The following is an 11,157-nucleotide window of genomic DNA, read 5'->3' as shown; positions in this document are numbered from 1 at the left end:
ATGAAAAAATCAAGTCAAAAAGGTATTGTGATTCTTGCGGTAGTTCTTGGTGTTGTCTATCTGGGTTACCGAGTCATGGAATCCCGTAATCATATGGATTCTTTAACAGAAAAGGCGATGGAGAATGATGTTCGGACTGTGGCCATCGTCAAGGCCGAGCACCTGCCTGCTCAAGAAACCATCCAGCTTCCGGGTACGATCCAGGCATGGTTCCAGGCGCCGATCTATGCCCAGGTATCCGGGTATGTAAAGATGTGGCATTCGGATTGGGGGGCGAGAGTCAAGAGAGGAGATGTCCTTGCCGAAATCAACGCGCCGGCGCTCGATGCCCAATACCGGCAAGCCAAGGCGGATCTGGCGACGGAAGTGGCCCTTAATGACCTCGCCATACTTACTGCGGACCGGTGGATAGCCTTGCGCAAAAACCAGGCGGTATCCGAGCAGGCGATTTCGGTAAAGGTGGCCGAAGCAAAAGCCCAACAGGCAAGGGTCAATGCCGCCATGCAGAATGTCCGCAACTTTGAAGCATTGATCGGGTTTAAAACAATTATTGCGCCGTATGACGGCGTAGTCATCAACCGCGCCATCAATGTGGGAGACTTCATCAATAAGGAAGGCACGATCAGTACACCGCAAGGGGAGGTCCGTAATCTTTTTACTGTCGCGGACATCACCCGGTTGCGTTTGTTTGTCAGTGTGCCCGAGCGGTTCGGCGCCCTGATGCATGACGGCCTGAAAGCCAATCTCACCGTGCCCCAATTTCCCGGTCGAAAATTTGAAGCCGAGTTTTTGACTACTGCTCGCGGCTTCGATGTGAGTACACGTACGGTGGTCACCCAATTCGTGATTGAAAACGAAGAGAAGGATCTGTGGCCGGGTTCCTATGCATCAGTCAATCTGACCGTGGATGTTGAAAATAGACACCTCTCCATTCCATCCAGCGCACTGGTATTTGATGAGATGGGGACGCGAGTGGCCGTGGTGCATGACGACAACACTGTTCACTTCAAGCCGATCAAAATACAAAGAATCCTCGACGCTACTGTCGAATTAAGCGAGGGCATCTCAACAGAGGACCGGATTATAAACAATCCCAGCGCTGCCATACTTGAAGGTGACAAGGTGTCCATTGTTGCGCCTGCACCGGGATACGATATGATCAACAAGCCAAAAGAGCCGGCGCCGGAGTCATCGAAACCAGCCTCCCATTCGGAAATGCCGGATCCGAGGGTAAAACAAGCGTTAAACGGATCACATGCACTATGACACCGACGATGATTGACTTGCGGCATAAAAAAGGAACCCATATTTCACATTTCTGTCGTCTCGGGACAAGGTTTGGCAGTTTTTTACTTCTGGCCAGCCTAGCGGCTTGCGCCAGCATTCCCTTTCCCGCATTCGATCTGTCACCCGAGTATAAAGCGCCTGAATTTGTTGTTCCGGATTCCTGGGAGGGAACGAGTTCTTTCGTTAAGGCTAAACCGTCGGATGATGCGCTCCGGCCCGACTGGTGGAAACTATATGACGATCCAATTCTAAACGGTCTTATAGAGCAGGGGATTGCAGCCAATCCAGACTTGCAGGCAACAGCTGAACGGTTCGTCCAAGCGCGCAACGCAATGATGAAGGCACGGTCTCGATATTTTCCGCAACTCGGCTTTGGGTTCGGCGGTAATAATAACAGGCAATCCGATCATACCCTCTTTCGTGCTCCTGGAGAACCTGACAGCGATACTCAAGTCATGATGGATGGAATTGCAACCTGGGAACCGGATTTCTGGTCGAAACTTCGGAATGCGGCACAGGCCAAAATTTATCGTGCTGAAGAACGTGCGGCCGATTATGGACTCGCACGCCTTATTCTTCAGGCGGAAATTGCATCGAATTATTTTGCACTGCGTGGATTGGATGCGCAAATTGCGATTTACAGACAGTCGATTGGTCTTTATAACTACTCACTGGATGTTGTGGTGACTCAGTTTGAAGGCGCAATCGCCTCTAATCTCGACGTAGCACGGGCCCAGTCGCTGCTGTTCGCTACCGAGTCAAAATTGGCTCTGATGCATGGTGATCGCAAGGTGGCGGAGCAGTCCATTGCAATTCTCCTTAATCTCGCTCCGGCCAGCTTTAAGATCGAGCCGGTAGATGAACTCCTTACCGCGCATTTTAGCCTTCCACAGACAATTCCATCTACTTTACTTGAGCGCAGGCCCGATATTGCCGCAATGGAGCGCCGGATGGCACAGGCCAACCGCACCATTGGAATTGCACGTGCCGCTTTCTTTCCGGATGTGGCCTTCCGGCTCGGAGGAGGACTTGAGGATTCCGGACTCAATCTGCTCAGCCTGGCTAACAGTTTCTGGGCCTATGGCTCGTCTTTTTCTATTCCGATTTTCCAGGGCGGATATCGCCGGGCTCAATTGCAGCAAACTTGGTCAGTCTATCGCGAGACAGAAAATACATATCGTTCGACAGTGTTGAATGCCTTTCGTGAAGTTGAAAATAACCTGACCCAGACTTACTGGATGGATGTTGCTGCCAAACGGCAGGACGCTGCTGTCGGAGCCGCACGTACCACACAGGATCTTACCATGGATCTCTATAAGGGCGGTTTGGCCACCAGCCTCGAACTCATTTATGCCCAGCTCGGCACACTGACGGCAAGCATCGATTCTGTACAGATCAAGACTAACCTGCTGAAAGCATCGGTGGCACTTATTCGCGCGCTTGGAGGAGGCTGGAACCGCGATCAATTGCCCGCTGACGATCAAATTCAACCCTTTGGCATATTGCAATATTCTGGTCTTGACAAGCCAACGCCGGTCGGCGGAATTGACGTCAATGCGGATCCCGTCGATAGAAACATCAAAAACAATAATTTGATGAAACCCCTGGTTCCATGGATTCCTTTGGTGGATCCTGGCGCCAGTAGCAGCAAAAACAATAATTTGACACGGCCCCTGGTTCCATATGTGGATCTTAGCGCCAGTAACAACAAAAACAATTTGACACAGCCCGGGGTTCCATAACTGCATCTTGCAAAGGCACCGTTCCAAAAAATTGTGAGTATCAAAGACAGCGCTTTGATATGCCTCGCTGGCAGCCTGTCGGACTTAAAGGAAATCGGCTTCAAAAATGTCTGGCTGATTTATGCTCTTTCGCTTCTTGAGATGTCCCACAATTAGTTTTTCCCACTGACCCCGGCATCATTGGAGGATGGGGTGAAAGAATCTCTGCCAGCGGAGATGCAGCACCAGTTTTATTCATGAAATTTTCATATCAGTGTCTTCGCGAACCGGGAATAGCCATGAATGCCTGAAAACCATGACGGCTAGTAATAGCCCACCTGGCTACGCGGCTGGTAAGAGATAAAACCCCGGTGGGCCAGTCCTCGGGGTTTTCCTCTTTTTCCGGGGAAACGTCATACAATAGGCCATGACCGACGACCACATGACCGACAAAAGGAGAGAAGATGGAAACGCCATTCAGGTGGGTGCCTGACAGGATTACCAATGACACGATAGAGATGCCAAAATGAGGTATTTGGCAGCAATGTTAATAGCAATCTTTTCCGCAAGCTCAAGTGCGGAATGGGTACAGTTTGCACTTGGCACCACCGGACCTGCTTATTACGATAAAGATAGAATAAAGGACTTGGGAAAAGGTGTTATTTCCGTATGGGAAAAATTTGTGATAACAGATGATCTTTTAAAAAAATCAATTGCAATGGACCCTTCTTTCAAGGACTACCGCTACACCGTAACCAGGGGAAATATAAATTGTAATGAACATAAGTTTGCCAGGACGGCCATGTATGCATATAGTACAAATAGATCTCCTTTTTTTTCATATTCTTACACAGAAAAAGATATTGAATACATAGACATAGTCCCGCATAGTATGGGGGAAGAATTAATGAGACTTTTATGTCCCAAGAAATGAAAGGTGTCAAAGCACAAAGGTGTCAGGTTCAACATTAATACGTATCTATGCTAAAGGGTGCATTTAAACAAACAGCACTAAAGTTCCATAGGATTTTGCGTAAAACCCCGTCCAACTTGGCTTTGAGTCGAATCTGATCTCCGAAATTCAGCCCGGTTCGTAGACCAGGTTTCTCGGAAACGCCGAGCCCAGAGGGCCTACCGGCCTTAAGATTGACTGATTGACTTAAGGCATGGACTCCGGTATTGAAGACAGTTTTTGCGAGATTAAGCGATAGCCCATCGCGTGCATAATGGCGTTCACGCTACCAAATTGCGGGTTGCCGTTCTCCGAAAGGGCTTTCTGCACGTCCTTTCGGGTTAGGCCAGAGGTTTCCGCGATCCGGCTTACCCCTTTAACACGGCTCACCACGCGCAAGGAGCTCATCAGAGCAGCGGTATCGCCACTGAATCTTATCGGCGTATTAGCCAATAATATTAACGGATTGGATGAGCAGAAGTATTAAACCTGAATCCGGCGGTTGACCGCTCATGTATCAGGTTAGCCCTAGGACTAATGACAAATGTTTTATGCTGTTTGACTCTTACCTTTCGATTGAGCCTGCTACAGGGCAAATTGCACGGTTGTTACGGCGCATGGCAGCGTTGCTCGCAACACCTTACTCTTGTACCTCCGCCCCGTCCGACTGCCGGATTCGGGTTTTGATTGGTGTCGATACTGGATTTACCCAGAGATTCCCGAGGTCTGCTCGACAATAAATGCCTTGACCGCATCCGCATCGGCATTCATCACCACGTACCGCTGCGGCAGGTTTTCCAGGTTCTCATATCCGGATGGCCGAGCCGGCTCTTGCCCAATAGCCTCGACGATGCTCTCGGAAAATTTAACCGGTAGCGCGGTTTCCAAACAAATCAGCGGCACACCCTCTTCGCGATGTTCCAATCCCACCTTCAAGCCGTCCGCCGTGTGCGGATCAACCAGTACGCCGTATTGCTCCCGGATTTTGCGTATCATGGCGATGCGCGCCGCATGATTGCTGGTTCCTGATACAAAGCCGAAATCCTTTACCTTTTCCCACAAGGGCGTACCGGCAAGGTCGAAGGCGCCCCCCTTGTCCACCGCCCGCCACAACTCTTTTACCTTGGCTGTATCCCGCCCGGTCAGGTCAAAAATGAAGCGCTCGAAGTTGGAGGCCTTGGAAATATCCATTGAGGGGCTGCTCGTATGGACCGTTTCCGCCGTGGCGCGCGGGCGGTAGCAACCGGTCTGGAAAAACTCATCCAGCACCTCGTTTTCATTGGTGGCAAGAATCAGCTTTCTGATGGGCAGCCCCATCATGCGCGCCACATGGCCTGCACAAATATTGCCAAAATTACCGGACGGTACCGCAAACGATACCTGCTCCGTGTTTGAACGGGTGGCGGCGAAATAACCCTTGAAGTAATACACGATCTGCGCCGAGATCCGTGCCCAGTTTATCGAGTTGACGGTGCCGATATGGTATTTTTGCTTGAACGCATGATCATTGCTGACCGCCTTGACAATATCCTGGCAATCGTCGAATACACCACGAATGGCGATATTGAAAATATTCGGATCCTGCAAGGAAAACATTTGCGCAGTCTGAAAATGACTCATCTTGCCTTGCGGCGACAGCATGAACACGCGAATGCCGCGCTTGCCGCGCATGGCGTATTCCGCGCTCGGCCCCGTATCGCCGGAAGTGGCGCCAAGAATATTGAGATCCTCGCCTGTCTTGGTCAGTGCATACTCGAACAGATTACCCAGCAATTGCATGGCGATATCCTTGAAAGCCAGCGTCGGGCCATTCGACAGTCCCAGAATATGCAGCCCCGGTTCCAGGGTTTTAAGCGGGGTAATCTCGTCAGTGCGATACAACTCGGAAGTATAGGTACGGTCAATGATGCCGCGCAGATCAGAGGCCGGAATATCATCCGCAAAACGGGAAAGGATCTCAAATGCAAGGTCCTGATAACTCAGGCTCCGCCATTCTTCCAATACCGCCGGACTGATTTCCGGATATTCTTCGGGCATTGCCAACCCCCCGTCGGGAGCCAGGCCGGCGAGGAGAATCTTGGAAAACTTTTTGGGCGGCATGCCGCCGCGAGTCGAAATGTAACGCATTTTTCACCACAAAAAAAAAGAACAAAGAATATTCCCGCGCCAACCCTCCTTGCTCACGCCCGGAATCCCGGGAGCGCCGGAATTATTTACCATTCAGTTCTTCAAGCCGGATACGCGTTACCTTACCGGTCAGCAAGGGCAGTTTCTGGATCTTGGCGATCGCGGCATTAATATTTCGCTCCACCGCCAAATGGGTAAGCATGATGATATCTACCTGCTCCTCCCCCTCGCTGGGCTCCTTCTGCACCATTGCGTCAATGGAAATGCCGAGATCGGCGAGTACGCGGGTGATATCAGCCAAGGCCCCTGGTTTATCCATCACCCGCAATCGCAGATAATATGAGGTTTCCACGTCCTCCATCGCCAAAATGGGGGTATCCGACAGCAGGTCGGGTTGAAAAGCGAGATGAGGGACGCGGTGCTTGGGATCGGCGGTGTGCATGCGGGTAACATCCACCAGATCCGCCACCACCGAACTGGCGGTGGGTTCCGCGCCCGCCCCCGCGCCATAATACAAAGTAGCGCCCACCGCATCGCCTTTCACCACAATAGCGTTCATCACGCCTTCCACATTGGCAATCAACCGCCGCGCAGGGATCAGCGTGGGATGGACGCGCAATTCGATGCCTTTGGCCGTCCGCCGGGTAATCCCCAGCAGCTTGATGCGATAGCCCAATTCCTCCGCATACCGGATATCCTCACGGGTTAATTTCGTGATGCCCTCGGTATAAGCCTTATTGAATTGCATCGGAATTCCGAAGGCGATAGCCGCCATGATGGTAAGTTTGTGCGCGGCATCGATCCCTTCGACATCAAAAGTTGGATCAGCTTCGGCATAACCCAGTTTTTGCGCCTGCTTCAGCACGGTGTCGAACGTCAGCCCTTTATCGCGCATTTCCGACAGGATGAAATTGCTTGTGCCATTAATGATTCCGGCAATCCATTCAATACGGTTGGCGGTCAAGCCCTCGCGCAGTGCCTTGATAATGGGAATGCCACCCGCCACCGCCGCCTCGAACGCAACCATCACGCCCTTTTTCTGCGCCGCGGCGAAAATCTCCGTGCCGTGCGAAGCGAGCAATGCCTTATTGGCGGTGATGACATGTTTGCCATTTTCGATGGCCTTCAGCGTCAGCTCCTTCGCGACGGTATAACCACCGATCAGTTCGACCACGATGTCGATGTCGGGATTGGTCACGACTTCGTTCGCATCGGCGGTGATTATGACGTCGTCACCCGCGATCGCGCGCGCTTTCTCCACATCGCGATCGGCAATCATGCGTATGACGATGCCTCGCCCGGCACGACGGGTAATTTCTTCCTGATTACGTTTGAGTACCGTGAACGTGCCACCGCCGACGGTGCCGATACCTAACAGACCTACATTGATGGGTTTCATAATTTATGCGGAATGATTAAAGCCTAAATTCGGTAGTTGGATGGGGTGAAGTATGCGGTTTTGGGGTGAAGAGCAAGGCGCAACGACGCGGAATGCCGTTCCATTCCAAGAAGTTGCAACGCAACCATGGACCGTTAAAACTGAACAGTTCACCCGTAGCGACCTCACCCAAAAAGCGAAAAGCAGGTAACACAAAATATCGTTTATTAAACATAGCACTGCTATTAAATGAGCGGTCAACTACCGGGTCTAGGTTAAATTGGTGGATGGGCTGATAAGGGAGTACGCGACAGGAAGCTTTTTCCCTTCCCGCTACATTTCCACCCATTCTCAGGCCCGCTCACGTCCGGCACGCTTGCGATATCGCGCAAGAAAATTCGCGATGCGACCTATCGCCTCGCTCAGATCGTCGCTGTTCGGCAAAAATACCACGCGGAAATGATCCGGATATGGCCAATTGAAACCGCTGCCCTGCACCAGCAGCACCTTCTCTTCCATCAACAGATCCAGCACAAATTGCTGATCGTTTTCGATCGGGTAAATTTCCGGATCCAGGCGCGGAAACAGATACATCGCGGCCTTTGGCTTGAAGCACGTAACACCGGGAATATCGGTCAGCAATTTCCAGGCGAGATCCCTCTGGCGCATAAGCCGGCCGGTCGGCATGACAAGATCATTAATACTCTGGTAGCCACCAAGCGCGGTCTGGATTCCGAACTGCGAGGGCACATTTGCGCACAGACGCATCGAGGCCAGCATGGTCAATCCCGCGATATAATCACGGGCAAATTGTTTTTTTCCTGAAACCACTGCCCAGCCGGAACGAAATCCGGCTGCCCGATAATTCTTGGATAACCCGTTCAGGGTAATAAAAAGCACGTCATCTGCCAATGAAGCAATCGAAGTATGCGTCGCTTCATCGTATAGCACTTTATCATAAATTTCATCCGCATAGATGATAAGGTGATGCTGGCGGGCAATCTCGATGATTTCATGCAACAGATCGTCCGGATAAAGCGCGCCGGTAGGATTGTTGGGATTAATAATGACAATGGCGCGGGTATTGGAAGTAACCTTGGCACGAATATCGTCCAGATCAGGCAGCCAGCCGGACTGCTCGTCGCAGGTATAGTGCCGTGCCGTGCCCCCTGCGAGTACCACCGCGGCGGTCCATAACGGATAGTCGGGCGATGGAATCAGTACTTCATCGCCGCTGTTCAGCAATGCCTGCATGGCCATCACGATCAACTCGGAAACGCCATTGCCGATGTAGATATCCTCCATCCGCACATCGCGAATCTGCTTCTCCTGGGTGTAATGCATAATCGCCTTGCGCGCGGCGAACAAGCCTTTGGAGTCGCAATAGCCAGAAGCGGCGGACAGGTTGTGAATGACATCCTGCAGGATTTCCTCCGGTGCATCAAAACCAAATAATGCCGGATTGCCGATATTGAGCTTGATTATGTGATGCCCTTCCTCCTCCATTTGCCTGGCGTGATCGAGCACAGGCCCGCGTATGTCATAACACACATTTGCCAGCTTGCTGGATTTCAGTATAGGTTGCATGAATTGAGAAGGCTCATCCGCAAAACGGTCCGCGAACCGGTTCGGTAGGCACCGCTAAAAATTGTCGCAATGACAGGGCTTCAGTGCCGGAATTCTATATTTCATCCAGCACCCGATTCGGCATATCCCGAGAAATTCCCCAGTTCTCTCTTTATTCCGCTTTATTGCAATGCAAAAAAGATGTAATGTTACCCGACACGCCAATCCGTCGCAAATGGAGCCTTGCTTGAAGCTGCATCTTTCGGGATTTTCCGAACAGAATATGTTCACCGGGTATGGGGCCGGATATGTCATGGTCAATCAGACGCGCTATGAACGCAATCTGATCATTTTGCCCGACCGCATCATTGAAAACTGGGAAGCTGCAACCTTTGAGCAGCTTACAGCGGAGCACTTCGAGCTTCTCCTCCCGTTACAGCCTGAAATGGTGTTGTTTGGGACGGGAGCCACCCTGCGCTTTCCTCACCCTTCCCTCACAAAAACGCTGATCGCATCAAAAGTCGGAGTGGAAGTCATGGATACCCAAGCCGTCTGCCGCACTTATAACATACTGACAGCGGAAGGACGGCGTGTGGCGGCGGCGTTGCTTATTTAGGAATCCGGGATAAATTCATCCGTGGACACACTACCGGCGAATCCGCGGATCCATCCTTAACCCGCATGGACTTCCGGTGCGGTTGATTTACTCCCCGGCAGCAGGAACAAACAACTCGTTTCGCACCCGCTCCCGCCAACTCTCGATCCAGGCCGGCAGATCCGCAGCCAGCATGGGGCGCGACATAAAAGTGCCTTGGGCGAGATCGCATCCCGTACGATACAGAAGGTCCCAATCGTTCCGGTCTTCAACTCCTTCGGCCACGACCTCCATGCCCAGTTGCCTGGCCAGGGACAGGCTGGCGTCATACATGGCCCGCAGCGTCTCGTCGGCCCAGGCGCGATGCACAAAACCCTGGTCGATCTTGAGTTCATCGAAGGGAATATCGCGCAACTGAGCCAGTGAAGAATGCCCTGTACCGAAATCATCGATTGAGAGCCGGAAACGCTTCAAGCGCAATCGGGTCAGTATCTCGAGCGGAGCCCGAGTATCCAGCATCAACCGGCTTTCCGTCACTTCCAGCACCATATCCTGCGGCGCCACGCCAATCTTGGCCGTAAGTTCGGCAACAAAATTCAGAAAACTCAGCGAGGCCAGATTATCCATGGATACGTTGACCGCTACCCGTAATGCCAGTCCTGCTTGTCGCCAGGCTTTGGCCTGGGTCACCGCTTCGGTGAACACCACTTGCGTCAGATCATCGATCAGCCCGAAGGCTTCGGCCACGCCGATGAATTGATCGGGAAACACGATACCATCCACAGGATGCCGCCACCGAACCAGCGTCTCCACGCCCACCACCTCACCGCTGGCCACCGCCACCTTGGGCTGGTAGTAATTGATGAGCTCCCTATTGTCGATGGCAGCACGTAACTCGGCCTCCCCGTAAACTTTCTTCGTTATCCTTGGACCACTCGCGGATGGAGGTGTCCACTTCTCCAGCAGTGCGGATAGTGTCTCCGGCTTGACCGGCTTGTGCAGGTGCCCGAGTATCGGGATTTTATGCGCTTGCACCAGCTTTTCGGCGGTCTGCAATATGCGCTCATCCTCGCCGCTCACCAGGATGAGACTACCGGTATAGTGCCGTCCGACCAGATGCCGCACAAACTCTATTCCATCCATTTCCGGCATATTGAGATCCAGCAAAATCAGGTTTGGCTGGGAATCCTTATCCCCTATCCGATCCAGGGCAGCTCGTCCGCTATCGCACAGCGTAACCGAAGTAAATCCGAGGTTTGACAGAATGTGGCTCAGCAGCTTGAGCATGAAGGACTCATCGTCAAGCACCAGAATCCTGACTGCGGATCTTTCGACCATGGTATTTTTTCCTTCGGATCGTTATTCGTCAAAACAGCCGCGTAATTTTTTTTCTATATAACGCATGACACAGGTCCTGCCTTGCCTGCGATGCCAGGGAGCGCAACGCGGTGTGCGTCCGATTTTACCAGCAAGCCGAATGGGATGGTGTTTTCGGGCGGTCGGCCTTGCGAGGACGGAGATGCCGGGACCA

Annotated in this window: 10 protein-coding genes; 4 read left to right on the top strand and 6 right to left on the bottom strand. The window is 52.1% G+C overall.

The genetic code is table 11. The features are described from left to right. Together EBAPG3_RS07425 and EBAPG3_RS07420 are read left to right on the top strand one after the other, a co-directional pair. Complete coding sequence (locus tag EBAPG3_RS07425; protein ID WP_004179878.1) at positions 1 to 1,266, top strand: efflux RND transporter periplasmic adaptor subunit; 1,266 nt, start codon at positions 1 to 3, stop codon at positions 1,264 to 1,266. Continuing rightward, positions 1,263 to 3,029 carry an efflux transporter outer membrane subunit gene (locus tag EBAPG3_RS07420; protein ID WP_004179879.1) on the top strand — a complete coding sequence of 589 codons (1,767 nt, stop codon included), beginning with the start codon at positions 1,263 to 1,265 and terminating at the stop codon, positions 3,027 to 3,029. The genes EBAPG3_RS07425 and EBAPG3_RS07420 overlap by 4 nt, the downstream gene beginning before the upstream one ends. A gap of 250 nt (positions 3,030 to 3,279) precedes the next feature. On the opposite strand, the gene EBAPG3_RS14960 is transcribed toward EBAPG3_RS07420, so the two are convergent. Further along, complete coding sequence (locus EBAPG3_RS14960; protein WP_004179881.1) at positions 3,280 to 3,519, bottom strand: hypothetical protein; 240 nt, start codon at positions 3,517 to 3,519, stop codon at positions 3,280 to 3,282. Positions 3,520 to 3,552: 33 nt separating this feature from the next. Here EBAPG3_RS14960 and EBAPG3_RS07415 point away from each other — a divergent pair, with 33 nt between their 5' ends. Next, a complete protein-coding gene (locus EBAPG3_RS07415; RefSeq protein WP_335582687.1) occupies positions 3,553 to 3,942 on the top strand; it encodes a surface-adhesin E family protein in 390 nt (129 codons plus the stop codon). A gap of 225 nt (positions 3,943 to 4,167) precedes the next feature. Here EBAPG3_RS07415 and EBAPG3_RS15600 read toward each other — a convergent pair whose 3' ends face one another. The 4 genes from EBAPG3_RS15600 to EBAPG3_RS07395 form a co-directional block, all read right to left on the bottom strand. Then, on the bottom strand, positions 4,168 to 4,413 hold the full coding sequence (locus EBAPG3_RS15600; protein ID WP_335582676.1) for a helix-turn-helix domain-containing transcriptional regulator: 246 nt from the start codon (positions 4,411 to 4,413) through the stop codon (positions 4,168 to 4,170). Positions 4,414 to 4,665: 252 nt separating this feature from the next. Further along, the gene (gene thrC, locus EBAPG3_RS07405; protein WP_004179883.1) at positions 4,666 to 6,087 is read right to left on the bottom strand and encodes a threonine synthase; all 1,422 of its coding nucleotides are present in this window, start codon (positions 6,085 to 6,087) and stop codon (positions 4,666 to 4,668) included. 82 nt (positions 6,088 to 6,169) lie between these two features. Next, positions 6,170 to 7,486 carry a homoserine dehydrogenase gene (locus EBAPG3_RS07400; RefSeq protein ID WP_004179885.1) on the bottom strand — a complete coding sequence of 439 codons (1,317 nt, stop codon included), beginning with the start codon at positions 7,484 to 7,486 and terminating at the stop codon, positions 6,170 to 6,172. A 330-nt stretch (positions 7,487 to 7,816) separates the two neighbouring features. Next, positions 7,817 to 9,052 carry a pyridoxal phosphate-dependent aminotransferase gene (locus tag EBAPG3_RS07395; protein ID WP_004179887.1) on the bottom strand — a complete coding sequence of 412 codons (1,236 nt, stop codon included), beginning with the start codon at positions 9,050 to 9,052 and terminating at the stop codon, positions 7,817 to 7,819. A gap of 226 nt (positions 9,053 to 9,278) precedes the next feature. Here EBAPG3_RS07395 and EBAPG3_RS07390 point away from each other — a divergent pair, with 226 nt between their 5' ends. After that, positions 9,279 to 9,647 (top strand): Mth938-like domain-containing protein, encoded by a 369-nt coding sequence (locus EBAPG3_RS07390; protein WP_004179890.1) that lies wholly within the window; start codon positions 9,279 to 9,281, stop codon positions 9,645 to 9,647. Positions 9,648 to 9,734: 87 nt separating this feature from the next. Here the strand turns inward: EBAPG3_RS07390 and EBAPG3_RS07385 are convergent, their stop codons facing one another. Continuing rightward, entirely contained in the window at positions 9,735 to 10,964 is a 1,230-nt protein-coding gene (locus EBAPG3_RS07385) for an EAL domain-containing response regulator (RefSeq protein ID WP_040852968.1), read from the bottom strand. Positions 10,965 to 11,157 lie beyond the last annotated feature (193 nt).

Source organism: Nitrosospira lacus (assembly GCF_000355765.4).
GTDB lineage: Bacteria > Pseudomonadota > Gammaproteobacteria > Burkholderiales > Nitrosomonadaceae > Nitrosospira > Nitrosospira lacus.
The sequence above is the reverse complement of the archived record's forward strand: the minus strand, read 5'-3'. Positions and strand labels throughout refer to the sequence as shown.